This window comes from Emticicia fluvialis (assembly GCF_024793945.1).
Classification (GTDB): Bacteria; Bacteroidota; Bacteroidia; order Cytophagales; family Spirosomataceae; genus Emticicia; species Emticicia fluvialis.
On record NZ_JANUSD010000002.1, the window covers coordinates 341,868 to 367,674 of the forward strand.

The 25,807-nt window shown below is 41.6% G+C and carries 32 protein-coding genes, 1 tRNA gene and 1 riboswitch; of the genes, 11 read left to right on the plus strand and 22 right to left on the minus strand.

Going from position 1 to position 25,807, the window contains the following annotated elements:
- Positions 1–9: 9 nt before the first annotated feature.
- Positions 10–939: an AraC family transcriptional regulator gene (locus NZ848_RS03410; protein WP_259014358.1), complete on the plus strand. Its 930-nt coding sequence runs from the start codon at positions 10–12 to the stop codon at positions 937–939.
- 23 nt (positions 940–962) lie between these two features.
- Here NZ848_RS03410 and NZ848_RS03415 read toward each other — a convergent pair whose 3' ends face one another.
- Positions 963–1,172 (minus strand): hypothetical protein, encoded by a 210-nt coding sequence (locus tag NZ848_RS03415; protein ID WP_101725415.1) that lies wholly within the window; start codon positions 1,170–1,172, stop codon positions 963–965.
- A 104-nt stretch (positions 1,173–1,276) separates the two neighbouring features.
- Positions 1,277–2,098: a class I SAM-dependent methyltransferase gene (locus NZ848_RS03420; RefSeq protein WP_259014359.1), complete on the minus strand. Its 822-nt coding sequence runs from the start codon at positions 2,096–2,098 to the stop codon at positions 1,277–1,279.
- Positions 2,099–2,257: 159 nt separating this feature from the next.
- Here NZ848_RS03420 and NZ848_RS03425 point away from each other — a divergent pair, with 159 nt between their 5' ends.
- Positions 2,258–3,091: a universal stress protein gene (locus NZ848_RS03425; protein WP_259014360.1), complete on the plus strand. Its 834-nt coding sequence runs from the start codon at positions 2,258–2,260 to the stop codon at positions 3,089–3,091.
- 56 nt (positions 3,092–3,147) lie between these two features.
- Here the strand turns inward: NZ848_RS03425 and NZ848_RS03430 are convergent.
- The 3 genes from NZ848_RS03430 to NZ848_RS03440 all read right to left on the minus strand — a co-directional run bounded on the left by NZ848_RS03430 (position 3,148) and on the right by NZ848_RS03440 (position 3,976).
- A tRNA-Ile gene (locus NZ848_RS03430) sits at positions 3,148–3,221 on the minus strand.
- Positions 3,222–3,308: 87 nt separating this feature from the next.
- Positions 3,309–3,530, minus strand: coding sequence for a hypothetical protein (locus NZ848_RS03435; protein ID WP_253533887.1), 222 nt, complete (start codon positions 3,528–3,530; stop codon positions 3,309–3,311).
- Between the two features lie 5 nt (positions 3,531–3,535).
- The gene (locus tag NZ848_RS03440) at positions 3,536–3,976 is read right to left on the minus strand and encodes an SRPBCC family protein (RefSeq protein ID WP_259014361.1); all 441 of its coding nucleotides are present in this window, start codon (positions 3,974–3,976) and stop codon (positions 3,536–3,538) included.
- Positions 3,977–4,106: 130 nt separating this feature from the next.
- On the opposite strand from NZ848_RS03440, the gene NZ848_RS03445 reads away from it, so the two are divergent.
- The gene (locus tag NZ848_RS03445) at positions 4,107–5,078 is read left to right on the plus strand and encodes a GlxA family transcriptional regulator (RefSeq protein WP_259014362.1); all 972 of its coding nucleotides are present in this window, start codon (positions 4,107–4,109) and stop codon (positions 5,076–5,078) included.
- A gap of 17 nt (positions 5,079–5,095) precedes the next feature.
- On the opposite strand, the gene NZ848_RS03450 is transcribed toward NZ848_RS03445, so the two are convergent.
- Together NZ848_RS03450 and NZ848_RS03455 are read right to left on the minus strand one after the other, a co-directional pair.
- On the minus strand, positions 5,096–5,470 hold the full coding sequence (locus NZ848_RS03450; RefSeq protein WP_259014363.1) for a DUF1801 domain-containing protein: 375 nt from the start codon (positions 5,468–5,470) through the stop codon (positions 5,096–5,098).
- A gap of 66 nt (positions 5,471–5,536) precedes the next feature.
- A complete protein-coding gene (locus tag NZ848_RS03455) occupies positions 5,537–5,944 on the minus strand; it encodes a pentapeptide repeat-containing protein (RefSeq protein ID WP_259014364.1) in 408 nt (135 codons plus the stop codon).
- A 112-nt stretch (positions 5,945–6,056) separates the two neighbouring features.
- Between NZ848_RS03455 and NZ848_RS03460 the strand changes: the two genes are divergently transcribed.
- Positions 6,057–7,037 (plus strand): GlxA family transcriptional regulator, encoded by a 981-nt coding sequence (locus NZ848_RS03460; RefSeq protein ID WP_259014365.1) that lies wholly within the window; start codon positions 6,057–6,059, stop codon positions 7,035–7,037.
- Between the two features lie 4 nt (positions 7,038–7,041).
- Here NZ848_RS03460 and NZ848_RS03465 read toward each other — a convergent pair whose 3' ends face one another.
- The 7 genes from NZ848_RS03465 to NZ848_RS03495 form a co-directional block, all read right to left on the minus strand.
- The gene (locus NZ848_RS03465) at positions 7,042–7,380 is read right to left on the minus strand and encodes a DUF6984 family protein (RefSeq protein WP_259014366.1); all 339 of its coding nucleotides are present in this window, start codon (positions 7,378–7,380) and stop codon (positions 7,042–7,044) included.
- A 1-nt stretch (position 7,381) separates the two neighbouring features.
- Positions 7,382–7,849 (minus strand): CYTH domain-containing protein, encoded by a 468-nt coding sequence (locus NZ848_RS03470; RefSeq protein ID WP_259014367.1) that lies wholly within the window; start codon positions 7,847–7,849, stop codon positions 7,382–7,384.
- Positions 7,850–7,870: 21 nt separating this feature from the next.
- Positions 7,871–9,169: a voltage-gated chloride channel family protein gene (locus NZ848_RS03475; protein ID WP_259014368.1), complete on the minus strand. Its 1,299-nt coding sequence runs from the start codon at positions 9,167–9,169 to the stop codon at positions 7,871–7,873.
- 27 nt (positions 9,170–9,196) lie between these two features.
- Positions 9,197–9,262: riboswitch (Fluoride riboswitch) on the minus strand.
- A gap of 85 nt (positions 9,263–9,347) precedes the next feature.
- A complete protein-coding gene (locus tag NZ848_RS03480) occupies positions 9,348–9,782 on the minus strand; it encodes a carboxymuconolactone decarboxylase family protein (protein ID WP_259014369.1) in 435 nt (144 codons plus the stop codon).
- Between the two features lie 77 nt (positions 9,783–9,859).
- Positions 9,860–10,432: a Crp/Fnr family transcriptional regulator gene (locus NZ848_RS03485; RefSeq protein ID WP_259014370.1), complete on the minus strand. Its 573-nt coding sequence runs from the start codon at positions 10,430–10,432 to the stop codon at positions 9,860–9,862.
- Positions 10,433–10,481: 49 nt separating this feature from the next.
- The gene (locus tag NZ848_RS03490; protein ID WP_259014371.1) at positions 10,482–12,644 is read right to left on the minus strand and encodes a xanthine dehydrogenase family protein molybdopterin-binding subunit; all 2,163 of its coding nucleotides are present in this window, start codon (positions 12,642–12,644) and stop codon (positions 10,482–10,484) included.
- Between the two features lie 24 nt (positions 12,645–12,668).
- Positions 12,669–13,160, minus strand: a complete 492-nt coding sequence (locus tag NZ848_RS03495; protein WP_253533898.1) for a (2Fe-2S)-binding protein — start codon at positions 13,158–13,160, stop codon at positions 12,669–12,671.
- Between the two features lie 327 nt (positions 13,161–13,487).
- Here NZ848_RS03495 and NZ848_RS03500 point away from each other — a divergent pair, with 327 nt between their 5' ends.
- Positions 13,488–14,513: a threonine aldolase family protein gene (locus NZ848_RS03500; protein ID WP_259014372.1), complete on the plus strand. Its 1,026-nt coding sequence runs from the start codon at positions 13,488–13,490 to the stop codon at positions 14,511–14,513.
- Between the two features lie 33 nt (positions 14,514–14,546).
- Here NZ848_RS03500 and NZ848_RS03505 read toward each other — a convergent pair whose 3' ends face one another.
- Positions 14,547–15,041, minus strand: coding sequence for a YcxB family protein (locus NZ848_RS03505; protein ID WP_101725399.1), 495 nt, complete (start codon positions 15,039–15,041; stop codon positions 14,547–14,549).
- 281 nt (positions 15,042–15,322) lie between these two features.
- Between NZ848_RS03505 and NZ848_RS03510 the strand changes: the two genes are divergently transcribed.
- On the plus strand, positions 15,323–15,823 hold the full coding sequence (locus tag NZ848_RS03510; protein ID WP_101725398.1) for a phosphoribosyltransferase family protein: 501 nt from the start codon (positions 15,323–15,325) through the stop codon (positions 15,821–15,823).
- 12 nt (positions 15,824–15,835) lie between these two features.
- Positions 15,836–16,438, plus strand: a complete 603-nt coding sequence (gene gldD / locus NZ848_RS03515; RefSeq protein WP_253533900.1) for a gliding motility lipoprotein GldD — start codon at positions 15,836–15,838, stop codon at positions 16,436–16,438.
- A gap of 14 nt (positions 16,439–16,452) precedes the next feature.
- Here gldD and NZ848_RS03520 read toward each other — a convergent pair whose 3' ends face one another.
- The 5 genes from NZ848_RS03520 to NZ848_RS03540 form a co-directional block, all read right to left on the minus strand.
- Positions 16,453–16,923, minus strand: coding sequence for a YceI family protein (locus NZ848_RS03520; protein WP_259014373.1), 471 nt, complete (start codon positions 16,921–16,923; stop codon positions 16,453–16,455).
- A 112-nt stretch (positions 16,924–17,035) separates the two neighbouring features.
- On the minus strand, positions 17,036–17,677 hold the full coding sequence (locus NZ848_RS03525) for a hypothetical protein (protein ID WP_259014374.1): 642 nt from the start codon (positions 17,675–17,677) through the stop codon (positions 17,036–17,038).
- A gap of 127 nt (positions 17,678–17,804) precedes the next feature.
- Positions 17,805–18,320: a QcrA and Rieske domain-containing protein gene (locus NZ848_RS03530; RefSeq protein WP_259014375.1), complete on the minus strand. Its 516-nt coding sequence runs from the start codon at positions 18,318–18,320 to the stop codon at positions 17,805–17,807.
- Positions 18,321–18,621: 301 nt separating this feature from the next.
- Positions 18,622–19,734, minus strand: a complete 1,113-nt coding sequence (locus tag NZ848_RS03535; protein ID WP_259014376.1) for a tetratricopeptide repeat protein — start codon at positions 19,732–19,734, stop codon at positions 18,622–18,624.
- 116 nt (positions 19,735–19,850) lie between these two features.
- Positions 19,851–20,465, minus strand: a complete 615-nt coding sequence (locus NZ848_RS03540; protein ID WP_259014377.1) for a hypothetical protein — start codon at positions 20,463–20,465, stop codon at positions 19,851–19,853.
- A gap of 230 nt (positions 20,466–20,695) precedes the next feature.
- On the opposite strand from NZ848_RS03540, the gene NZ848_RS03545 reads away from it, so the two are divergent.
- The 3 genes from NZ848_RS03545 to NZ848_RS03555 are packed head-to-tail and all read left to right on the plus strand — an operon-like array spanning position 20,696 to position 23,133.
- Positions 20,696–21,166, plus strand: a complete 471-nt coding sequence (locus NZ848_RS03545) for a nucleoside triphosphate pyrophosphohydrolase family protein (RefSeq protein ID WP_259014378.1) — start codon at positions 20,696–20,698, stop codon at positions 21,164–21,166.
- Between the two features lie 44 nt (positions 21,167–21,210).
- The gene (gene pepT / locus NZ848_RS03550) at positions 21,211–22,464 is read left to right on the plus strand and encodes a peptidase T (protein ID WP_259014380.1); all 1,254 of its coding nucleotides are present in this window, start codon (positions 21,211–21,213) and stop codon (positions 22,462–22,464) included.
- 3 nt (positions 22,465–22,467) lie between these two features.
- Positions 22,468–23,133 (plus strand): YggS family pyridoxal phosphate-dependent enzyme, encoded by a 666-nt coding sequence (locus tag NZ848_RS03555; protein ID WP_259014382.1) that lies wholly within the window; start codon positions 22,468–22,470, stop codon positions 23,131–23,133.
- Here the strand turns inward: NZ848_RS03555 and ygiD are convergent.
- Positions 23,121–23,945, minus strand: a complete 825-nt coding sequence (gene ygiD / locus NZ848_RS03560; RefSeq protein ID WP_259014383.1) for a 4,5-DOPA-extradiol-dioxygenase — start codon at positions 23,943–23,945, stop codon at positions 23,121–23,123. The two genes, NZ848_RS03555 and ygiD, sit on opposite strands and share 13 nt — an antisense overlap.
- 176 nt (positions 23,946–24,121) lie before the next feature.
- Between ygiD and NZ848_RS03565 the strand changes: the two genes are divergently transcribed.
- Positions 24,122–24,493, plus strand: coding sequence for a DUF423 domain-containing protein (locus NZ848_RS03565; RefSeq protein WP_253533909.1), 372 nt, complete (start codon positions 24,122–24,124; stop codon positions 24,491–24,493).
- A gap of 6 nt (positions 24,494–24,499) precedes the next feature.
- Here the strand turns inward: NZ848_RS03565 and NZ848_RS03570 are convergent, their stop codons facing one another.
- Positions 24,500–25,711, minus strand: coding sequence for an MFS transporter (locus NZ848_RS03570; RefSeq protein WP_259014384.1), 1,212 nt, complete (start codon positions 25,709–25,711; stop codon positions 24,500–24,502).
- Positions 25,712–25,807: the final 96 nt, after the last annotated feature.

Below are 25,807 nucleotides of genomic sequence, written 5' to 3' on the forward strand. Positions count from 1 at the left end.
CATAGCAAATTGGCCTTAAACCGTCAGATAAAGTCTTTCAGCGCCGAGCTTTACAATAGAAACTTCATGATGAATAATGAGCAACTGGGGTCAATGCTAATGGCAGGCTCTGAGAAGTTTTTTATTGTGCGTGTGGAAGAACTAATAAGGCTAATGAGGCTTCCGGTTCCTCCCGGCAGGGTGGAGAACCACACCTTCATATATCTGACGGAAGGGGAGGCAGTTATGCGTATTGGAAGCGAGACTTATAAAATTGTAAAAGACCAGTGCCTGATAGTAGCCGCAGGGCAGGTTTTTTCATTTGATAAAATAGATATTAACCAGGGGTATCTGGTTAATTTTAATCAAGACATCTTTGCAGGCAGTGTCTATAAAAGTGCGTCGCTCCGTGAATTTGAGTTTCTTACGGTATGGAGCAATCCGAAAATAAGCCTGAATGCTGAAACTTCCGTTTTTGTAAACAATTTACTGGGCAGGCTTCTTAAGGGGTACCAGAAAGACGGGCTACAGAGCAGAAGCATCATTCAGGCATACCTGCTTGCTTTATTGCAAGAGTTAAAAACCGAATATGGCATTAATAATCAGGAGCCACAAACAAAAGCCCGGCTAATAGCCAACCAATTCAGAGAATTGCTTTTTACACACCTGAAAAACAAGCATCTGGTAAGCGAGTATGCTGAGTTATTAAACATAACGGCCAATCACCTTAATAAATCAGTAAAAATGGCAACAGGTAAAACTCCTACCCGATGGATAGATGAGGCCATTGTGCTGGAAGCAAAAGTGCTTTTATACCAGAGTGGTCTTTCAATCAGTGAGATTGCCGCCGAGGTCGGGTTGCTTGATCAGTCTTATTTCAGCAGGGTTTTTAAGAAATATGAAGGTATAACGCCTCTTCAGTTCAGAAAAACAATAGAGCGCCCGGATAGAAGTAGTTAGTGGGACAAAATTATTATTAATAATTAATATTCTGCATTATCGTCATAACCGATTGACGCGAAGAATTCAATTACTTTATCAGTATGTTCGCCCAGGTCTTTTCTGCCTTTTACAAAGTGTTGTAGCAATAAGTCGGGCAATTCAAGTTTTTCTTCTATTCCGCTCAATGAGAAGGTAGGCTCGTCTTTTTGTTGTTTAGTTAAGAAAGCTCTGAAATTATTAATGTTGGGCATTTTTGTCTATAACTTTTAATATGATGCTCCCAAATATAAGACAATCAATTGAACAAAATCAAAAATGAGGTATTAATTAATTTTTCTTTAAACAGGTGCATTTGTCAGGGTTTCCGGGCTGCCAACATCATGTGCGGGCTCAATGCCAGCAATGAGCGGTCATTTTCTGTTATTTTCAACAATTCCATCAATGCATTTTTCTTTGCCGGGTCAGCTCTGTTTTCAAAGTATTTTTTATCAAGCCATACAATGCCTTCAACTGCGTGTATGTCAATCATTTCAAGGCCGGAGTCTCTAAATTCCTGCATCAGTTGGTCCGGGCGATGATAGAATGCCTCCGCTAAAGAGCCAGGCATGCTTTCAGGTGGGGTGTGTATCCCTGACAGTAATTCCTGCCTGCACATATCCATAAATCCGGGTTCGTGCATAAAACCATTCAATAGGCCTGCAATGGTAGATGCCGCATAATTAATGGCAAAGCCCAGTATTATACCGTTTTTTTTCAAAACCCTTCCGGCTTCCACAATAGCAGCTATCCGGTCTTCTCGTTTCTGTAAATGATACAACGGTCCGTGTAGAATAACCACATCGGCAAACTCATTGGCAAATGGCAATTTTCTTGCTTCGCCCAGATACGCTTTAAAAGGCTTTTTGAGGCTGGCTGCCTTTTTATTTGCCTGCTTGATGTGCTTCGGCACCGGGTCTATCAGATGCACCTGGTAGCCAAGACCTGCGAGCCATTCAGAGTAGGCCCCCGGCCCTCCGCCTACATCAACTATGGTGCCTGCATTCGGTATATAACGCTTTAGCAGTTCTTTGTTGCGTTCAAACTCCAGAGGCCCCAGACCTAATTGAAGGCGGGCTTCTTCTGATGTATGGGTATAGAAATGCTCAATTTCAGAGCTGATTAATCTGTCGGTACTCATCGCCAGTACTACTATTACTTCTTTAAGGAATGTTTTTTTAGTTTGGGCGCAAAAATATGAAATATCAGCAAGAAATTTTATTGATAGTTAATATTGCGTATACGGGTGGTATGTTATTTTTTACTACTTTTATAAAAAGTAAATAAACGAATAATCGTCATGAAAAAAATAGTAGTAGCAACAGATTTTCAGAGCAGCTCAGAAGATGCCTTTGCCTATGCAACTTATCTGGCAGAGCAGTTTGAAGCTGAATTGGCTCTGGTGCATGTGTATTTCCCTATCTTGTCTACCGACCCAAACATGCCTTATGATAGCATAGCTCCGGTATCGTTGCAGGAGGAAATGATGCAAATCTATGAAACCCGATTGGCTGAAACGCTGGCCTCAATACCGAACAAAACCTTAAAAACTTCAAGTAAGTTGATAATTGGTAGTGTTTCTTCAGGTGTTTCCGGTTATGCCGATGAAGTAGGGGCCGACCTTATTGTGGTTGGCAGAAATCATGAAAGTTCTTTCTTTGAAAGAATCATCGGAAGCAGTGCCTCAGACATAGTAAAAAATACGAGTATTCCGGTTTTGATTGTTCCTGCAGCCAGCCATAAGCCTTCCGTTAAAAGCATTATTTACGGAACCGAGCTTGAGAGTGATGAAAAAGAAGTGCTGGCTAAGGTATTTGCTTTTGCTAACCAACTAAAAGCGAAAGTAACGCTCACTAAAATCAATGTTGCTTTTGAGCCTGATATTCAGGATGATAAACAAATGCTGGCTGATATTAAGGAGAGTTTTGCTGATCAGCATTTCTCGTACGAAATCGTAGATGCTTCTTTAGTAAGCGAAGGCCTTTTGCACGCGGCACATAAAACCGATGCTGATTTGCTGGTTATAGCAAGGCACCATCATAACTTTTTATCTCAGTTAGTGAATCCGAGTAAATCAAAAGTAATTATCGGTAAAACAGACATACCATTGCTGGTATATGACTTGGAAGCATAAGCAAATATATTACAGCAAAAAAGCTACACCGTAAGTGTAGCTTTTTTGCTGTTGTGTGGGCCCACCTGGGATCGAACCAGGCACCTACTGATTATGAGTCAGTTGCTCTAACCGAATGAGCTATAGGCCCTAAAACCGTTGTGGTTTTGTGGTGCAAAAGTAAGCATTAAGAAACAAACTTCAAAAAAAAATCTGTAAAGTTCATAAATGCTTTCTCTCATTCAAGTATCTGACAGTAATATCCATTAGTTGTAATAAGGCTGATAATCCGTTCGTTAGATATTCCTTCACCTTCAATTCTCAGTATTTTGTCGCAGTCTTCCAAATCAAAATTAATTTTAAAATACGGAAAATGTTTCGACAAAATCTCGAAAATCGCCCTTGCCTGTGTTTTTTCCTTAATATTTGTTTTAAAAACCTCAACCATTGCTTTTGCCATTACGTTTATGCGCTTGTTGCCAATTCTTCAATTTTTAGCAGGGCTTTATCCCAATGTTCTGCCATCATATCATAGTAGTCATCAATCATATCTGACTCAATTTCCAGCAAAGTTATGTTTTCCTTTTCAGTGAGTCTGTATGTTTCGTGTGTGCCTATCCAGGGTTTTGCTTCTTCGCTGGTGGTATCTTCCAGGTTGTTTTTCAAAAGCCCGTCATATTCAACAGAAATGATTTTATATGGTTCTTTAATAATAATCCGGCCAAAGATACCTCCACCAGAACCATCTGTAAATATTACTTTACCGCCCAACTCCCAGTCGGTAAGTGCATGAGACCCCGGGCTGAATATATCCATCCAGATTCTGCCGTATTTATCCTGCAGCAGCACATCCCAGATTCTCTCTTTTGGTGCTGCTATTTCAATAGATTTGCTTATTACTTTCATAGTCGGGTTTTATTGTATTAAAAAATTACACAACAAAGCTAAGGAATATTTATTGATTCCCGGGGTGCTAAAAAAGTCATTTGTGGGGGGTGTTTGAGACATTTTTTTCTTATTTTTACAAAAAAAGACTATGATACGCATAGGTATATTAATACCCAACGATTACCGGCTACTGAGTGTTGCGGCTATATTAGACGTTTTTGAAGCTGCTAATAAGGTCTATGAGGTGGCTCAGAAACCCCTGCCATTTGAAATAAACCTGTTTCAGGTAGCCGATGCACACCAGCCTGTTCTAGAGTTGTTTCATGGGTATGCTGTCAGCAAAGCAGACGACAGTAGCTTTATTGACTTAATTCTTGTGCCTGCGTTCAGTACTGACAATATGCAGTTTACCATAGGAAAAAACAGGGCGTATCTGCCCTGGTTAAATGTGCAGTTTCAAAAAGGTGCCAGGATTGCCACTTTTTGCACGGGTGTATTTCTGCTGGCAGCCAGTGGTTTGCTTAACGGAAAGGTGGCTACCACACACGTTGATGCCTGCCCTGCGTTTTCTGCGGCGTTTCCGGAGGTTATACTGCGGGGCGACAAAACCGTAACACAAGATGGCCGCTTGTATACCAGTGGTGGGTCTACCTCTACTTTTCATCTGTTGCTTTATCTGGTTCAACAATACTGTAACAGAGATGTGGCCGTTAAAATTGCCAAGATTTTTGCTATTGATATGGACAGGCAACGGCAATCTTATTTCAGTACCTTTCAGCCTTTGCGCAACCATAACGATACCCTGGTGGCAATGGTACAGCAAAAGATTGAGGCGAATTATCAGGAAGCTGAAACCATTGAAGAACTGATAAAAGATATACCCTCAAGCAGAAGAAACGTTTTGAGGCGTTTTAAACAAATAACAGGCATACCGCCTATTGAATACCTGCAGCAAATACGAATTGAAGCGGCCAAAAAATTGCTTGAACAGACTAATCAACACATGGGAGAGGTGATTTTTAGCTCTGGTTATAATGACCCGAAGGCCTTCAGAAGGATATTCAGAAAGATAGTGGGCATGACACCAACGGCTTACCGTGAGAAATTTCAGGCTAACTAAACAAAAATATAACAATCTTATTCTTCTTCAAGATAGGCAATTAGCTGTTTCAGTATTCTTTCAATTTCCGCCTTTTGGGCCATTATTTCATCCATATTGCGCAGGTAAGTCATGCGACGAGAGACAAAGTTGCCTTCCAGTATCGGCGAATTGATTTTTTCTATATTTGGATGATGGAAAATAAGATGTACGCAATCCTGTGCGCGATGGTTGAAAGTTACCAGATCTTCTTTATAATAGTAGCTGGGTGCTGCCCACTTTATGCGCTCTGATATTCTGGTGTCTGCGCCTTTAATAATATCTCTGACTGCCTCTATTTCTTTTTTCAGCGGATGCCTGAGTTGAGTCATAAACTCAATTACTTTTTCAGCGTCAGATTGCTTCTTTGCCATTTTATAAAGGGTGCTTAAATGTCGGTTAAGGTCATTGAATATAATCAATTTAAAGATACGGCTTTATTAATGGTCTTTTCTGTAAGAATTTAATAAAGATTCAACGGCAATGCCGTTAATGGTCATACCTTTCAAATCACAATCCTTAATTACAACATTTGTGAGGTCACATTTGGTAAGTGTACTTCCACCAAGATAGCAATCTTCAAAAGTAATTGGCCGCTGAGTGGCCCCCTGTGTAAAGTCTGGGTGGTCTTCGGGTGGTAAGCCAATGCCGTGTATGTAAGCGCCGCCTAATTGTGCATCTTTAATTTCAATGTCGCTCATGTTGGCATTGGCAATTTTAATGCCCGTAAGGTTTACATCAATAAAAGTAACATTCGCCAGGCTCACGCATTCAAACGTTGAATCGTCAATACAGGCATCTTTTACCTTAATCAGGCTTTTGGTGTTGGAAACTTCAATTGGGTTCATTGTATAAAATATTGCGTTGATGCTTACAAAATTAGGAGTATTTATTATTTTTGATGTGGGTTGAAAACGACAAAAACAGGGTTAAACCCGCCATTCTTTCTACTTTAATTCTATGAAAAAAATCAGTATTCTGGTTCCTGAAAGTGCCGTTTTGGCAAGTGTAAACGACCCACGCCTTGTTTTTACTACGGCCAATCAGTTTCTTCAGGCAGAAGGTAAACCTCCGGCTTTTCAGGTTCAGCTTGTTGGCCTTACCAGAGAGGTGAAACTGCATGACCACGTTTTTACCGTACATACTGATGCTACCATAGAGGAGGTGGAGCATACAGATGTAGTATTTGTGCCTGCACTGGCCGGAGACATGATGCAGGCGCTGAATGAAAATCAGGGATTACTGCCCTGGATTGTAAAACAGTATGAAAGCGGTGCCGAGGTTATCAGTCTTTGTGTAGGTGCATTTTTGCTGGCATCAACCGGTTTACTGAATGGCAGAAGATGCTCTACTCATTGGGTAGCTGCCAATGATTTCAGAAATATGTTTCCGGATGTAGAATTGGTTGACGATAAAATAATAACAGAAGACCAGGGCTTGTATTCAAGCGGTGGCGCTACCTCATATTGGAATCTGCTTCTGCACTTGATTGAAAAGTTTACAGATCGCCACATGGCTATAAAAATATCTAAGTATTTTGCCATAGATATTGACAGAGACAGCCAGGCTTCCTTTATGATTTTTAACGGGCAGAAAGATCATGAAGACGATGCTGTAAAAAAGGCACAGGAGTTTATAGAGAAGAACTTTGAAGAAAAAATTACGCTTGATTTACTGGCTGATATGTTTGCTATTGGCCGCCGCAGTCTGGAGCGCCGTTTTAAGAAAGCTACCAACAATACAGTAATGGAGTATATTCAAAGGGTGAAAATGGAAGCTGCCAAAAAGCGTTTTGAAACCAGCAGAAAGAACATCAGCGAGGTAATGTATGATGTGGGCTATACTGACAATAAGGCGTTCAGAAGTACATTTAAGAAAGTAACGGGGTTATCGCCCATTGCCTACAAAAACAAATATAACCGTAGCGCAGTTTTTCCTTAAACATTTACTCAGCAGTTCTGACAGTTACTTTATCAGGCGTGGGGTATTCTATCAGTTTAGAGAAATCAACTTTCCAGAAGTCCAGATCTAACAACCTGCGCTGACGGTCGTGGGTAAGTGTTATTACAACCAGTGTGCCGTCGGCGTCGGTATATTCAACCTGAATCAGGTCGCCGGCATAGCCATTTACATCACCACCCAGGCTAATGCTGCCCATTATACCTCCTTCATAGTCATCTACGTACTCATCATAAGGGTAGTCTGCCGGGTTTAGATTCAATTGCAATAACAAAAAATGAATCAGTTCTTTTTCTTCTTTACGGATAAGCCTTTTTTCGCTCATATTACCATTTTTTATAGGGCCATTCTGAGAGCCTTGAATTATAGTATTGTTCAATTCCGGTTACCTCGGCGCCAATCCACTCGGGTATCTCAAAACTTTCATCTTCACTATTAAGTTCAATTTCAGCCACAATCAGGCCTTCATTTTCGCCTAAAAACACGTCTACTTCCCATGTTTTACCAGCGTGTATCACTTCGTGTCTAATTTTAGAAAGTTCGGTTTCGGCAAAATTGTCGAGCAAGTCAGTGGCATCATCTTTCGGAATTTCATATTCAAACTCTGTGCGGGTCATGCCGGTAGTTGCTCCTTTAATGGTCATATACGCAGTTTGTTCTGTTAACCTTACCCGAATGGTTTTTTCAGGCGTTTTTGAGATATACCCCTGCCTGAAGAGTTGTCCGGCGTTTTTCTCAAGACTATACCATTTATCAGTGTGAACCAGATACTTTCTTTCTATTTCTAAAGCCATGTTTTTTTACTAATAATGCGCTTATAATTCACTAATGCGTTTACCTTTATAATTTGCAAATTTACTATGTTTTGGTTCGCCAATCATTTGTTTCCGGTAAATTGTGGTATTTCCTGAAAACAAATAAGCCACAACGCAGGCAATAGCCACATAAATGCCGCATTCTGCGCCAAATAGTTCTATGCCCATCAGCATACACGCCAGCGGAGTATTGGTTGCCCCTGCAAAAACAGCCACAAAGCCCATGCCTGCCAGCAAACCCATTGGCAGCGGAATAAAGTATGATAACGCATTGCCAAGTGTTGCGCCAATAAAGAATAAAGGAGTTACCTCACCGCCTTTAAACCCTGCTGCCAGAGTTACAATGGTAAATATCATTTTCAGTGCAAAATCGTAGGGCGGTAGTTGTGCATGGAAAGCCTCGGCAATGGTGGGTATACCTAAACCAATGTATTTGGTTGTGCCCATTAGCCAAATGGCTAGTGCAACTATGGCACCGCCAGCCAAAGGCCTTAAAGGTGCATAACTAATGAATGTTTTAAAGAGATTGTTTACAAAATGAATCGTTCGGCTGAATGTGGCGGCGCACAAACCTGCAGCAACCCCTGCTGCAATGGCGTAAATAACAGGCATTGCCGCTATAACAGGTACCTGCCCAATGGCGTAAACCGTATGATGCGCACCACAAAGACGCGTTACGAGGTCAGCAATGATAGCCGACAGAAAAGCAGGCAGCAGGGCGTCATATCTTATTTTGCCTATCCGGAAAAACTCCAGACCAAATACCGCACCTGCCAGTGGCGTACCAAAAACAGAACCGAATCCGGCGGCTATGGCCGAAATAATCAGGATACGCCTTTCGCTTTCTTTGAGCCTGAATGGCTTGCTGAACTGGTCAGCAATAGCACCCGCCATTTGCAAGGCTGTGCCTTCCCGGCCGGCAGAGCCTCCGAGGAGATGGGTAACCATTGTACCCAGATAAACAAACGGAGCCATCCTCAAAGGGATGATTCCCTGCGGCTGATGGATGGTGTCTATCAATAGGTTATTGCCTGCTTCTATACTTTTACCGTAGTGCATGTATAGCCAGCCTATACCAAACCCACCAACGGGCAACAGGGCAATGAGCCATAGGTGCGTTTCTCTGAAATGGGTAACCCAATCAAGCGATAGCAGGAATACAGCAGAGGCAATACCAATACATGTACCTGTTAACAAGCTTATGAACAGCCATTTAAGTAAGTAAGGCGTGGCCGGAAATTGTCTGAAAAACAGACGTATGCGGAGCGAAATTCGTAGTGATTGATTTTTATTAGACATACCTGTCCTGATTAAATGGTAAAACATTTATAATCAGGCGCCATCAGCTTTTTAGGGCGGTTCAGTTAGGAAGACACCATTTCCTTTTTGTTTCAGCAAAAGTAATAAATGTTGAAAAGCAAAAAAAGAAAAGTCGCGAGATTGATGAGTCCTTACGACTTTTCGTTGGGCTGCCTTATTAGTCTAAGGGCAATTCGGTAGTAATAGCTATGCGGTTCCAGGCGTTGATGGTTACAATAACCATGATTATCTGCGCCAGCAGGGTTGGTCCGAACAGTCGTTCTGCTTTCAGGTAGGTTTCGTTTGAAACCTGGTTCTGAATCATAGTTACTTCTTCGGTTAGTGCCAGTGCTGTTCTTTCTTCTTCCGTATAAATAGTGGTTTCCCGCCAGGCGCTCAATAAATAAATGCGTTGCTCGGTTTCACCGTCTTTACGTGCTTCTCTGGTATGCATATTTACGCAGTAGGCACAGCCGTTTATTATAGAAGCTTTAATTTTAATCAGGTGCTTAAGGGTTTTGTTTACCTGAGTGCTTTGCAGATAGGTTTCAAGGCTCATCATGGCTTTGTAGGCGGTTGGTTCAACCTGAAGGATATTAATTCTGTTGCTCATTTTGTTTGTGTTTTAATGTACACAAAGGTCATAAGCAGGCACCAGAAAAAACTTAAACAGGTTTAAGAAATGTAACGCTATATCTTTTTTTTGCGTATTTCGCTGAGGTACTCAGGAGTAAAGCCCAGAAAAGAGGCCAGCATATATTGCGGAATGCGATTAACGAAGTGCGGGTAATTTTTCAGAAAATGCCTATACATTTCTTCTCTTGAGAAACTATACAAATATTTAATACGCTGCTGAGATGCTCCGTAGGCTTTTTGCATAAGTATACGGAAGTATCGCTCAATTTGCGGAATATCTTGCGCAAGGGATTCCAGATGGACGTAAGGAAAGACAACTATATCGGTGGTTTCAACTGCCTGAATATAGAATGAGGAGTGAGCCTGGCTGAGCAAACTGGCATAGTCGCTTATCCACCAGTTTTCAATAGCAAAATAGGTGGTCTGTTCCTCTCCTTTTTCACCAATAAAGAATATCCTTAAGCAGCCCTTTTCTACAAAATAATTGGCCTTGCAAACCTGCCCTTCTTTCAGTAGATATTCTTTCTTTTTTAGAGATTGCTTTTGTATGCCGGCAAGTAGTTTTTGTTCTTGATACTCATCTAAATCGATGAATCTTTTGATATGGTTAATGAGTGGTGTTGACATGCAGCATATTAAAAAAGGAGCAGAATTTTACTTCTGCTCCTGATATAAACTAGGCAATGTTGGTAATATCAAATGGTAGTTTGCGTACACGCTTGCCCGTTGCTGCAAAGATAGCATTGCCTAGGGCCGGAGCAATAGGAGGTAAGCCTGGTTCGCCAACACCGCCCGGATTAGCTCCGCTGTCAATGATATGGATTTCCATTTTAGGGGTCTCGTTCATCCGTATAATATTGTACTGGTGGTAATTAGTCTGGTCACATACACCATTCGTGAACGTAATGCCATCTTTAATAGCCGCTGTAAGACCCATTACAATATTACCTTCAGTTTGTGCCTTCACATTGTCGGGGTTTACATAATGGCCGCAGTCAATGACCGACACCACTTTTTCTATTTTTATGCCATTGCCTTGCTTGCTTACAGTAATACAAGCAGCAGATATGCTATCAAATGAGCGGAAAACTGCCATGCCTTTGGCTTGCCCTTCGGGTAGTTTCTCTTTCCAGCTGGCTTTGTCTGCCAGGGTTACAAGCACTTTTCTGAAACGCTCGTCGTTCAGGATTTCCATTCGCGCCTCCAGCGGGTCTTTACCTGCCAGATGCGCCAGTTCATCAATAAAGCACTCCTGGCCCCAACCAAAGTTGGAAGCATAAACAGAGCGCCACCATACAACAGGTATTTCGGTTTTTACGTTTGTCCAGCTTACTTTAGAGGCTGTTTCAAAATTGTATTTGCTGTTTTCAGTGCTTATTTCGCCACTTAACCAGGGGTCGGCTTCATCTTCTTTCAGGCCTTTAAATACCTGGCCTACAATAGATTCTCCAATGGCATGGTGATGAAAACCGGTAATTTTTCCATTTTCTACAAAGCCCTGCATGTGGCTAAGCATACCCGGGCGATATGGCCCCTGTGTAATATCATCTTCACGTGTCCAGATAACTTTTACCGGTTTTTTTAATTCTTTCGAAAGGTGGCAGGCCTCCAGAAGGAAATCATGATAGGCTTTTCTGCCAAAAGCCCCACCCAGCAAAGTAACGTTAATTTTTACCTGCTCCGGCTTTACTTTCATATAACCGCAAACATCACGCAGCGCCCAGTCGGGCCCTTGCACCGGAGCCCAAATTTCAATTGAGCCATCATCTTTTACATGCACTATGGCGTTTTCGGGCTCAATTGGGGCATGTGCCAGAAAAGGCGTTTCGTAATTGGCCTCCAGTTTTTGTTTAGCTGATGCATACTTGGCTGCAAAATCTCCTTTCTCTTCGTAATTGATGCCCTCTTTTTTAGCTGCTGCGTAGGTATCATCAAAATATTTCTGGGTACTCAGAGTTTTGTCGTAGTTACCGTTATCCCATTGCACATTCAATGCCTTTTTGCCTTTCAGCGCGGCCCACCAGTTGGTAGCTATAACAGCCACAGCCTCTGATTTGCGGTGAGGCATGGGGCGTTCGGTTTTTACTACCTGCAAAACTCCGGGTATTTTTTTTGTATCGGCGTCATTTACCGAAACAATTTTACCATGAAGCATCGGCGAATGCACGATGGCGGCATATACCATGCCCGGTATGTCAACATCTAATCCATAAACAGCCTTACCGGTAACGCGTTCAGGCACATCCAGGCGTTTATTATATTTGCCAATTATCTTAAAGTCTTTTGCCTCTTTCAGTTTTGGGTCTTTCGGTATCTCCAGCTTCGAAGCATCATCGGCCAGCTCACCATAGGTAAAGCTTTTATCGCTGCCTTTTAATAATATTCTGCCGTCTTGTGCGTAGCATTCGGTAGTAGAAACATTCCAGCGTCTGGCCGCAGTCTGTGTCAGCATTTCGCGAGCCGCTGCTCCTGCTTTACGAAGGGGTTGCCACAAAGCTCTTACCGAACTGCTTCCGCCTGATGTCTGGTCGCCATACTTGCCTTTACCATCGCTCTGTACAATTTTGACTTTATCGAGGCTAACTTCCAGTTCTTCGGCCAAAAGAGACGGCACCGCCTGTGTTGAACCCTGACCCATATCAGGGCGCGGATTAACCAAAGTAATATTGCCGGCGGTATCTATAATTATGAATGGGTTAATTTCCAGGCTTAAAACTGCCGGTGTTATTTTCTTTACCACTGCGTCTTTGGCAAACGCAGAAACGCCCAATGCCAGCCCAAAAGTGGTTAAACCTGTGGCTTTTATAAAGTCACGTCGGGTAGTTGAAGTATTTTTCATAGTTTTCTGTCGTAATTGTTCCGGTTATTTTCCTCCGCCAACGCTTGCTCCGCTATTAATGCTGTCTGAAGCCTTATGAATGGCCTTACGGATACGGTCATACGTACCACAGCGGCACAAATTACCACTCATGGCCATATCAATCTCTTCGTCGGTTGGTTTAGGCGTTGTTTTTAGCAGCGCTACTGCCGACATAATCTGACCAGACTGGCAATAACCGCATTGAGGTACCTGTTCTTCAATCCAGGCTTGCTGTATGGCATGAAGTTGTACTTCGCCAACACCTTCAATGGTTGTTATTTTAGCATTTTTAGTTACACTGGAGATGGGAGTCTGGCATGAACGAATCGGCTGTCCATTGAGATGAACGGTGCAGGCACCACACATGGCCATACCACAGCCAAATTTGGTTCCTTTTAATCCAACAAAGTCACGGATTACCCAAAGCAAGGGCATGTCTGGCTCGACATCCACTTTAACTTTTTTGTTGTTAACTGTTAAGTTGTAAACTGCCATAGTAAGAGGTATAGTTTTTTCTAAGCTAACGTAAAATTTCTTAAAAAATGAGACTTTTACAAAGAAAATACGTATTCTTTTCGGGTATTGGGTCTACAAAGCAAATTTAATATAGCAGCAAAAAGCTAATTGAACCTGTAATTTAGTAATCCGGGGTGATTTTAATGAATCTTGCCATCGATGAAAGCGGTTCGATACACCAAAAAATACTACCTTGCGTTGCCATTTAAAACAGAGTATTCAGCTATTTTGTGGTTCAGCAAAAAACAGATTACCAATCTGTTCTACACACTTATTAACAAATAAAAAATCAGGTTTATATAAATTATGTTTATTGATTTAAGAAGCGACACCGTTACGAAGCCCACACAGGGTATGAAAGAAGCCATGTTTATGGCAGAAGTAGGAGACGATGTTTTTGGTGATGACCCAACCGTAACAGCGTTGGAGCAGAAAGCCGCCTCCATGTTTGGTATGGAAGCTGCCTTGTTTTGTGCTTCAGGTACCATGACCAACCAGTTGGCTATAAAGGTGCATACACAGCCCGGCAGCGAGGTAATCTGCGACAAAATGTCTCATATCTATTTATATGAGGGTGGGGGGGTAGCGCTTAATTCTTTCTCATCTGTAAAACTGCTGGAAGGCGACAAAGGACGCATCAATGCCCAACAGGTACTTGACGCCATTAATAATCCTGAAGATATTCATCAACCGGTAACCCGCCTGGTTTCTTTAGAAAACACCATGAATAAGGGTGGAGGGTGCTATTATCAATTGTCTGACATTGAGGCAATCAGAGAAGTATGTAATAAAAATCAATTGCCTCTGCATCTGGATGGAGCCAGACTTTTCAACGCATTGGTTGAAACTGCTGAGTCAACCCTTGCCTACGGGCAGTTGTTTGATTCTGTCAGTATTTGCCTGTCGAAAGGTTTGGGTTGCCCTGTGGGGTCTTTATTAATAGGCAAAAAAGAGTTTATAAAAAAAGCGCGTCGGTTTCGTAAAGTGTTAGGCGGCGGCTGGCGACAGGCTGGTTTTCTGGCAGCCGCAGGGATTTATGCGCTCGATAACCATGTGAACCGTCTGAAAGATGACCATGCCCGGGCCAGAAAGATTGGCGATATTCTGCAAGGGTTACCATATGTAGAAGAAATCTATCCTATTGATACGAATATTGTGATTTTCAGATTACCAGAATCTGTTCTTGCAACAGCGTTTGTTAGTAAAGCTAAAGAGAAAAATCTGGGCTGTGTTACCTTCGGGAAACACCTGGTGCGGTTTGTAACTCACCTTGATTTTACTGATGAACACCTGGCAGAATTTGAAAAGGTAATCAGACAGATACAGTTATAATGAAAAACCCTCGCAAGCGCGAGGGTGTCTTGTTTATGCCGGAAGTAAATCTTTTCTTTTCAGAATAGACTCAAACAATTTAAGGTCATGCTCACTGTTGAAAACATTGAATGGGAAACGTAGAAACTGCCCTTTACCTATAATGAGCAGAAACGAGTCTTCAGTTTTTTCAGCAGACTGGATACTTTCCCACTTCATAATGCCGCCTTCTTTTTGGTTGAGTTTTACCAGAATCTGGCGACTGTCTATTTCATACATAAATTTATCAAACATCTGTTTGTTTTGCTCCATCTGCGAGGCCGCATAAAACTGTGCATACCAGAACAAAACATATAAGCCTCCACCAACAACCGCCACAACTGGTATCCACCAGTTTTTATAAGAGCCTGTGAAGTGCAAAACTAATCCTAAAATTACTACTGCCGCAGGAATCAACAGCCATTTCCAACCCTGACGCATATGACGCTTAAAAGCAATACTTACGTAATCTTTTTTATCTAATGCAAATTTCTTTGTCTTAACTATCATTGTTTTTTATTGAAACTTATAAATGAAGTGCAAAAATAGAAAAAGGCATGGATAATAGCAGAACCTTTGCCATTATTTTATCATTTCATATTAATTGCAGCAATACAGCAGCAACAGACAGACACAATAACTGGAATGCCGCATTTGCTGCGTTTGTATTGCCAGCACCAAAAGTTATTTTTTTGCAAGTTTTAAGTATCTTTGTAACAGGTTTGTTTTGCATAAAACTACCCGGCAAACCAGAAAATGAAGCGCCCCAGGGTTTTTAATAGAAGCTAATTATGTCAAGTCAATTATTGAATAGTACTGAAACCCATCAGAAAATCCGTCGTATTGCTTATCAGATTTATGAACAAAATTTTGATGAGTCGGAAGTAATCATTGCCGGTATTGATGGCGAAGGTTTTCATTTTGCGCAATTGCTGGTATCTGAACTAAAACAGATTTCTTCTCTGAAGGTAGATATTGCCAAAGTAAGTGTAGATAAAGAGGCTGTTTCGCAGCCGGATATCAAGATAGAAAGTGATGTAGATACTTTCAGGAATAAAAATGTCGTTCTATGTGATGATGTGTTAAATACAGGCCGGACACTCGCCTACAGCCTTCGTCCGTTTCTGAGTATTCCGCTGAAAAAAATTCAGGTAGCTGTTGTGGTAGACCGGAATCATCCGCGTTATCCAATTGCTGCCGATTACGTGGGGTATTCGCTTTCAACTACACTAAATGAGCATATTCAGGTAGTGCTGAGCGATAACACAAAAACCGGCGTATATTTATATTAATCATTGCAAAGAATGACATTGAGATCAACCCTTCTAAGGTTTACCGTGCTTTTTTTCCTGGCAGGTGTAATTGTGGCCTGCCAGAAAAAAAAGTCTGATTTTCTGCCCAAACCTACGGGTTTCAACCGCCTGGACCTGCCTCCGCATCAGTATCAAACCCTTACAGAAGACCATCCTTATACTTTTGAGTACTCAAAAGCGGCTATTGTGCAGAAGGATACCCACAGCCGTGCCGAGCCTCACTGGATAATTCTGTATTACCCTAAGCTGGATACCCGCATACAGTTTACCTACAAGCCTGTAAAAAACGACCCCCGGCGTTTGCAGAATATGATGGCAGATGCTGCCCGGCTGGCGTTTCATCATGATAAAAAAGCCTATTCAATTGCCGACAAAGTAATGACCACCAAGGCCGGTAAAAAGGTTATTATATTTGAACTGGAGGGTGAAGTGCCCAGCCATTATCAGTTTTTTGTTACTGATACTACCAACCATTATCTGAGAGGTGTGGTGTACCTCAAGACGGCCACCAGAAATGATTCATTACGCCCTGTAATTGATTACATGAAGGCAGATTGCAATCATTTGCTTGAAACCCTGAAGTGGAAAAAGTAATTGATTGTTCTTCTTCAAAGCGGAAAAACAACTTTAAAGCTTAGTTTTACCTCATCTTTGGTTTTGATACCAAACAATGAAGGCCTATCAATGTTGAAATCACTTAAAAGGATATCAAATTTTCCGTTTAGCTCCAGGCGGTTGTCGCTTTCGGTTCGTATTACGGTCATTGTTACAGGCTTTGTAACCCCATGAAATGAAAGATTCCCTTCTGCCGTAATTGTGTTATTACTGGCTCTGATTTTGTTGCTGCTAAACGTTACTTTTGGGAACTTAAGCCCTTCAAGCACCTCAATGGCATGAGAATCGCGGTTAGCATTGCCGCTGTCAAAAGAATCAACTTTCAGTGAAACAGCTACCTGGTTTATGCTTTTGGTGGCATCGTCATACACAATTACAGCGTTTACATATTTGCTGGTTCCTTCCCAGTCATGAGCAGGGTGGCTCATGGCATAGGTAACTGTTGATGCTTTTTTATCTGCCATTAATTTTCTGTTATCTGCTTTGGGCAAAAATGCAGAATTAACTATTAACAAAAGGCAGAGTATGAGATTAGGTTTGGTTTTCATTTCTATAAAAATGTAAAAGTAATGGATTTCAGAATTCAAATTTCAGCACTGCCATTGCAGCAAAATATGCGCCGAAAGTAGTATAAGCCGCCGCACGATGATAAGGCTTCAGTTTGTAATTGTCGCCAATTTTATCGGCCAGTATATTGGTGGTTATCATTCCGGTAAGGTGTATGTATGACAGGTATCGGTGTACTTTCATGTTACTGATTCCTTTACGGTTAAGCATACCGGGTGGTGCCGTAAAGGCCATGAGCGCAGTGGTGCCATAAGCTATGTTTATACCGGTGGCCATGGCTTCATGCGCACTTTTAATTCTGGCATAATTATCGCCGGTTGCGTTATAAAGCCTCGCCCCCAGAATACCCTGTGCCAGCATGCCTGCGGCCGTTATTATACCCATTGCCTGATGTAATTTTAGCATTGTTCTTCTCACTTTTAATTCTTTTGCCCGGTTTTCGGGTGTCAATGCGGGGGCAATGTGCGCTTTTCTGAGCAGTCCATTCTGACCCCAGAAAATTCGCTGAGAAAGTATCATTTTCTCTGGTAACAATTGGTTTTGTTCAGCTTTTGTGTCCAGTCCGGCAAGGAGGCTGTCAGCATCTGTTACTTGTGCTGTTACTTCTGATAACCCAAAAGCTAAAAACAAAGCGAGGAAGAATCTTTTCATATCTTTTTAAAATTGAGTGAAATGTAAAGAGTGGAGGGCAATGAGGCCCTCCTTTTAACAGAACTCTTTCTATATTCGAAACACATAAATCGTCATTTATAAGAAACACATATAGCGCAAATGTAGATTAAGCCGATACCCTAAGTGTATTGCCGCCGTTTTGCAATTCGGTTTTAAATACCTGTAATGATTGTGTTGCCGGAGATAGTTTAACTGTGCCATCCTGATTAAATTCAGAACCATGAGTTGGGCATCTAAAGTCTTTAGAGTCGTTTCTGTAAGATATGGTAGAACCCTGATGCGTACATAATTTAGATAATGCCACATAACCAGAGCCGGTATTGGCGATGATTATATTGGCCACGTAGCCAAATTCACCTGATGTTTTTAACTTGCTGTAATCTGCATTAGTTAAATCAATCGTAAAATCGATACCTGCACCTGAGGTTGTACCCTTAACAGCACCACTGGTAGTACCAGAGCCGGTGCCGGGGGTATTGGTGCCACCGGGTTTTGGGTCATCTCCGCCCGAGCTTGAGCAGGAAGTAAGACCTGTGCCCATGCAATAAAAAGCCATTAGTGCGCCACTGCTCATGCCGAGCTTTTGTAAAAACTGTCCTCTTGTTAATTGCGTTTGTTCCATAGCAAGCATAATTTTTTTTAGTTTGAAATACGCGGTTACTATAGCCTTTACGGACAATCAGAAAATTGGGTTGCGTTGTTTTTTAAAATTTAATGCGGCCACCAACGGTTTCATTTACAACAAAGCATAACTAGTGCTGTTTACTTTTTAAGCACGGCAGCAACCTTTATTGTGCAGAAAAATAAGTGATTGTCAGTCGGTTAAGTTTTTGTAAAGTTTAATTGCCAGATGCATCAGGCAATTATTTTTGAATGAAATCTGAAGATTAAAAGGATGTAAAAAATTAAAAGAATCCGGAAAATTATCTCTCCAGATTCTTCTTTGCCTCGGTAACTACGCCTCTGTTTTCGGCATATTCCAGCGCCTTTTTATACATTTCGTCGGCTCTTTTTTTATTGCCTGCTCTGTCGGCAATTCTGCCAATACCAAGATAAGCCATTGCGTAATAATCCTTGGTGTAGCGTTCGTCAGGTTCATACCTAAGTACCTGATTATATAAATCCAGTGCCAGCTTATCATTCCTTTTTGATTTTTCTGCAATAGTGGCCTCAAAAAGATGGGCGGCAAGCTGGTAAACCGGGCCGTTAATTTTATGTAGCACACCGATTTTAGGAGTAGCCTCATCAAATTTACCAGTCATTATTAGCGCTTCGGTGTAGAGCATAAGGTAAACAGGGTTTTCAGGGTATTTATCGTGTAGCCAGTTAGCATAAGCCAGCCCTTTGTTGTAATTGAGCTCATATTTAAGGCACACATGCATATAATAATAGGCAGCCTCTATTCTTGAAAAAACAGATTTTTGAATAGCCTGTTCCAGTTGATTCAGACCAGTGCGCTTATTGCCGTTTTCAAAGAAAATAACCAGCGGTTTTACCATAGGGTGTGTATCGGGGTACTGAATCCTGTAATAATTATACAGGCCTGTAGTAAAATAAAACTCAGGATTATGCTCTGTGAGTTTAAAGCCGTCTTTCATATAGCCATAGGCTTTACGGGCTTCATTAGCAGCTTTTATTGGTTCTTTTCTGTAAGTATAGGCCAAAGCTGTATATCCATGTGCTGCCAGCAGAAAAAACGTGGCTTCGGCCTTTTTATTGGCATCACCCAGCATGGGTTCTGCTGCTTTCTGGCATTTTTCAAGCAAAGACATGTAAGTGCCTACCGCTTTCGGATTTTTTTCAAGGGGCAGATTCTGCCACTGCACCTGAATGGCGCTCAAAAGCGGAGCTACAGGGTGATTTGGATATTTTGATTTTACCTTCTGAAAATAAGCATCAGCCTCCTTGAAATTATAATTGTAGAGCTTGTCAAGCCCTTTTGTAATCAATTGTTTGGCGTCTGCATCATTAAGTAATTGTGCATAAGCTGAAAAGCTCAGTAGTTGAATAGTAATAAATGCGAATAGTTTTAACATAATTTTATGCGGATACTCGTACATAACAAAAACAAAACAAAAAAGCCTCCCATGCGGAGGCTTTTTTGTTAATCTGTCAGGCTGGCAATAAAATTGCTGCCGGAAACAAGATTAAATCAATGGCTTTGGATGTAGCTATTTACGGCATCAAAACTGTTTAAATCAACGCCTGATTGTTTCATTGACGCCAACGAAGTTTTCTCTATAATAACATAAGAGAATTTAATATCTTGTAGTGGGCTATAGCTTACTGCACCAGATGGAGAAGTCGCATAAAAATAAACATTAAGTTTACCGGTTTCATAGCTGAAATTGTATTGTTCAGTTGCACCATCAGACGATCTGGTCAAAACTCTTGGTAAGGCATAGTTTATATTACCAACACTGGCATAAACGACAACAAATGAATTAGCTGAGATTCTGGTGTCTGAAACTTGGTAAGCACCAACTGTGCCATTACCATCTTTTCCAAGGCCAGGTACATCAATTGTTCTCCAACTAGCGGCAGTTGCGTTAAAATCACCTCCTTTCACGTTGGCATTACCAGTTGCACCAGTTGCACCAGTAGGACCGGTAGGGCCTGTTGGACCAGTAGGACCTGTAGCCCCGGTAGCGCCTGTCGGACCTTGCGGGCCAGCCGGACCTTGTGGACCTTGATCTCCTTTACATGACCATAAAGCAACAGATAAAGCCAGTGTTACGACAGAAAGAAGTCTATAAAATTTGTTCATGATTTAAGTGGGTTTTGATAATTTGACTTCAGATACGTAGCAATATTATTGAAATTTGCTCAACTTTGCAAATCCGTATTTCGTATTATTTATTTTACGGCTGGAAAAATTCCAACATTAAATAAAACGAGAATCTATATTGCTTTTCTTCGAATAGATATGCAAAGCTAATAAACCTTCAGATTAAAAAAATTATTATACACGAAAAAAATAAATTTCAACCTACTTTTATGCAAGCAATTGATTGTCTTAATCAGGTAGCCGATTTCCACCGTACATTTCAGCACCCTATTCTTGAAACTCCTCAGATACCCTCTAAACAACGCTGCGATTTACGGGTTTCATTAATTGCCGAAGAACTGAAAGAACTGGAAGAAGCCATTGAAGAAAAGGATATTGTGGCAGTTGCAGACGCTTTGGCCGATATTCAATACGTTTTAGCAGGGGCTATTCTTGAGTTTGGATTAGGCAATAAATTCCGGGCTTTGTTTGATGAGGTACAACGTTCAAACATGAGCAAAGCCTGCACCACAATTGAAGAGGCAGAGGCAACTATGAAGTTTTATGCTGAAGAAAAAGGTGTGGAATCTTACTACAAAGAAAAGGAGGGTAAGTATCTGGTTTACCGGAAAGGAGATGATAAAACATTGAAGAATATTAACTATTCTCCTGCCGATTTAAAGACAATATTAAACAGCTAATAAGGCTGAAATTTAACTATTTCTTAACGGCAATAACATTTTTTATGACGGCAAATATTGGCAGTTCCTTTCATGTAAAAGATAGATTTTTGAGGTATGTGCAGATTGATACGCAGTCAGACCCTAACTCAGAAACCAATCCATCTACAGAAAAACAGAAAGACTTAAGCCGCCTGCTGGTTGAAGAGCTGAAGGCTATAGGTATTGCAGATGCACATCTGGATGAATGGGGATATGTGTATGCAACCATTCCTGCCAATTCAGCTAAACAAGTACCGGTTATCTGTTTTTGTTCTCATGTAGATACATCGCCTGATTGCAGCGGGTTTGGGGTAAAACCTCTGGTGCATGAAAAGTGGGACGGGCGCGATATTGCGCTTCCTGATGACTCTTCTCAGGTTATCCGGGTATCAGAGCATCCGGATCTTCAACACCAGATAGGGAATGATATCATCACTGCCAGTGGCACTACGCTGTTGGGGGCTGATAATAAAGCCGGGGTTGCCGAAATTATGGCTGCTGCCGAATACCTGGTGCAGCATCCTGAAATAAAACATGGTGCCATTAAGATTTTGTTTACCCCCGACGAGGAAGTGGGCAGAGGCACTGAAAAAGTTGATTTGCAGAAGCTGGGTGCTGATTTTGCCTATACCATGGACGGAGAAACGCTGGGAACCCTGGAAGATGAAACGTTTTCTGCAGATGCCGTGAGTATCACTATCAATGGGGTTAGTACTCACCCAGGCTTTGCCAAAGGCAAGTTGGAAAATGCCTTAAAGATAGCAGCCGATATTCTGGCTGCTTTACCAAAAGATTCGTTATCGCCTGAAACCACCGATGGCTACCAAGGGTTTATCCACCCAACGCAGGTATCGGGTATTCAGGAGGAGGTAAAACTTGATTTTATCATCAGAGATTTTAAAGTTGAGGGGCTACACGAAAAAGAGGCTTTTTTAAAAAATATAGTTAATGAGGTATTAAAAAGTTATCCAAACTCGAGTGTTGAGTTCAGGGTAATTGAACAATACCGAAATATGAAAGAGGTGCTGGTGAATTATCCCACAGTGGTTGGGTATGCACTTGAGGCAATAAGACGGGCAGGAATAAAACCCGAGCTTAGAAGTATAAGAGGCGGAACAGACGGCTCAAGGTTATCTTTTATGGGTTTGCCTTGCCCGAATATTTTTGCCGGCGAACACGCTTTTCATTCAAAACTGGAGTGGGTGTCGGTTCAGGATATGGAAAAGGCCGCAGAAGTAATTATTAATCTGGTTAAAATCTGGGAACAGAATTCTTAAGGTATGTCGGTTGCTGAGAACATAAAGTTAATAGAAAATGAGATAACAGGCAAAGGAGTTACGCTCGTGGCTGTATCAAAAACAAAGCCTGTTGATGCGTTAATGCAGGCTTACAATGCCGGATTTAAGCGTTTCGGCGAAAACTACGTGCAGGAACTTGCAGATAAATACGAGCAAATGCCCAAAGACATTGAATGGCATTTTATAGGGCACCTGCAATCAAACAAAGTAAAATATATAGCGCCTTTTGTAAGCCTGATTCACTCTGTAGATAGTTTCAAACTATTGCAGGAAATAAACAAGCAGGCAGCTAAGCATAACAGGGTAATTAACTGCCTGCTTCAGATTTACATTGCAGAAGAAGATACAAAAAGTGGTATGACAGAAGCGGAGTGCAGTGAAATACTGGATTCTGAAGCTCTGAAAACTCTTCTGAACGTAAACATAACAGGCCTGATGGGCATGAGTACCTTTACCGATGATGAGCAGCAGGTGCGAAAAGAATTCAGGAAACTGAAATCTTTTCAGGCTTCCCTGCTTTCAGCGCATCCGTACCTTCAAACCATTTCAATGGGAATGAGCGGCGACTACCCAATTGCAATTGAAGAGGGTAGCACAATGATTCGTGTAGGCAGCAGGATTTTCGGCAACCGTATTTACCCTGCCTGAAAACACCTCATACTGATACTGCCCATATCAAAGCCTTCATACAGGTATTTTATTGGCTCATCTGTGTTAATCAGTCCTGCTGTATAAAGTACCGGCAGGTAGTGGTCATAGCTTGGATGCGCTATTTGCCCTAAAGCGCCAAAAGACTTAAAATCGGCCAGTTCTGCTAATTGGCGGTTATCGAGCTTATTTTTTACCATGGTGTCAAACTCCAATGCCCAGTCGTAAGGTTTGGCTGTGTCGCCACCCCAGTTAATCTGGCGCAGGTTGTGTACAATATTGCCACTGGCAAGAATCAGCACGCCCCGGTTTCTCAAATTCTGTAATTCTCTGGCAAGTTCAAAATGAAATTGGGGTGGTTTAGAGAAATCGATACTCATCTGGAAAGTTGGAATATCGGCATCCGGGTAAATATGTCGCAGAACAGTCCATGCCCCGTGGTCAAGACCCATCTTATGTTCTTCCAGTATACCTATAGACTTCACCTCACTCATTACTTCTCGGGCTACCTCAGGCGCTCCTTTGGGCTCATATTTAACATTGTATAATTGCTGAGGAAACCCGCCGAAATCATATATGGTATGCGGTGCCGGGTTAACAGATACATAGGTGCGGTTCATGGTAAGCCAATGGGCAGATACAACCAGAATTGCCCTTGGGCGCTCTATGTTTTTGCCAAGTGTATGCAGGCTATCAGTAAAACTGTTGTCAGCCAGTGCGTTCATCGGATTTCCGTGACCAATAAAAATGGCAGGCATTTTTTCTGTCAGCTCAAAGCCCGCTGATATGTTTTTTAATTCCTGTAAATTCATTTTTGCAGTAGCTAATTACTTGTAATGTTGTATATACAAATACATTATATGTATATACAACTAATTATTGGTATATAAAATTCATTTCTGCAAAAGAAGTTTGGCTTTGTGCATTTTTATAGATAATGCCATGCTATTTTTGCAGAATTATACCAAACAAGAAAACAAATAACATTATGAATAAATTCTTTTTACAGGCAGGAGCCTTGCTGGGAGCAGTGGGTGTGGCCCTGGGCGCTTTTGGCGCGCATGCTTTAAAAGACAAATTAACTGCAAGCGGCAGGCTGGATACTTTTGAAACAGCGGTTAAATATCAGTTTTATCATGCACTTGCATTGGTTTTGGTGGGTTTTCTGGCAAAAGAAATTGCCTCTAAAAATCTGGCTTACAGTGGCTATTGTTTTTTAGGGGGTTCGCTTGTTTTCAGTGGCTCACTTTACCTGATATGCTTTACCGGAATAAAGACTTTTGGCGCCATTGCACCTATCGGTGGTACGCTTATGATTGCCGGCTGGCTATTATTATTCTGGGCGGTATTAAAAAGCTGATAATTGTTATTCAACAAAGTCAAGGTCTTTGGCAAAGGTTTCTTTCAGGGTGGCATTGGCTATAAATGCTGCTCCGAAGCAAAAAATACCAATAATGGTGGCACTGGTTATGAGGTCGCCATCCAAGGCTTCAGTCAGATACTGATGGCAGATTGAGATGGGTACCGCACCGCCACGGGCAAAATTAGGTATTGTGGTTGCTACTGTAGCTCTCATATTAGTGCCAAATTGCTCAGCTGCCATAGTTATAAGTACAATCCAATAGCCGGAAGCTGTGCCCATGAGTACGCACATTACAAAAATTGCGGTATTACTGGCACCCCATAGGTTGAGATAAATGAGGCACATACACAGGCATACCGCCTGAAAAATAAAGATGGTTTTTCTTCTGTTGCGTAGCAACTGGCTTACATACCCGCTGATGAGGTCTCCGCAAGTTAGCCCTATATACACGTACATAACGGCTTGGCCTGCGGTAACTTTGCCCTCGACACCCAAAGCCTTGGCTACTTCAGGTGCTAGCTGCATCAGAATGCTAACAATAAAGAAAATCGGAAAGCCAATAAACATACAGGCTATATAGCGTCTGAAACGGTCTTTTTTTGTAAACAGGCTCAGGAAATCTCCTCTTGACACGTTCAACGTCTCAGCATGTTTAAACATTTTTGATTCAAAGGTGCCAATTCTCAATAGCAGCAAAAGCAGGCCCATTCCTCCTCCAATAAAGTAGGCGGTGCGCCAGTAGAAGGCATCGCCTACCAGAGCCGCCACAACGGCGCCAAAGGCTCCTACAGATGCCATAATCATGGTTCCATATCCTCGTTTTTCTTTAGGCATGGTTTCCGCCACAATGGTAATACCTGCGCCTAATTCGCCCGCAAGACCAATACCTGCCAAAAATCTTAATGCGCCATACGTATAAATGTCGGTTACAAATCCGTTAATTATGGTAGCCACCGAATACAGAACAATGGAACCAAAGAGAACAGAGAGACGGCCTTTTTTATCGCCCAGAACGCCAAAAAAGATGCCGCCCAACAATAAGCCAATCATCTGAACGTTAAAAAGCCATAAACCTATACTCGTATTATTATTTCCTGCTACACCTAATTCGGATAGACTGCTATGACGTAGTACAACAAACAAGATCAAGTCATAAGCATCTACGAAATAACCTAACGCTGCCACCAATACTAATAGAAAAGTAGATTTTTTCATGTATTATCAAAGTTTCACGAAAATAGAAATTCGGATAGAATTTCGCGAAAAAAATAACGGCATTTTCGATAATTTTCTGAAATCAATTCAATAAAA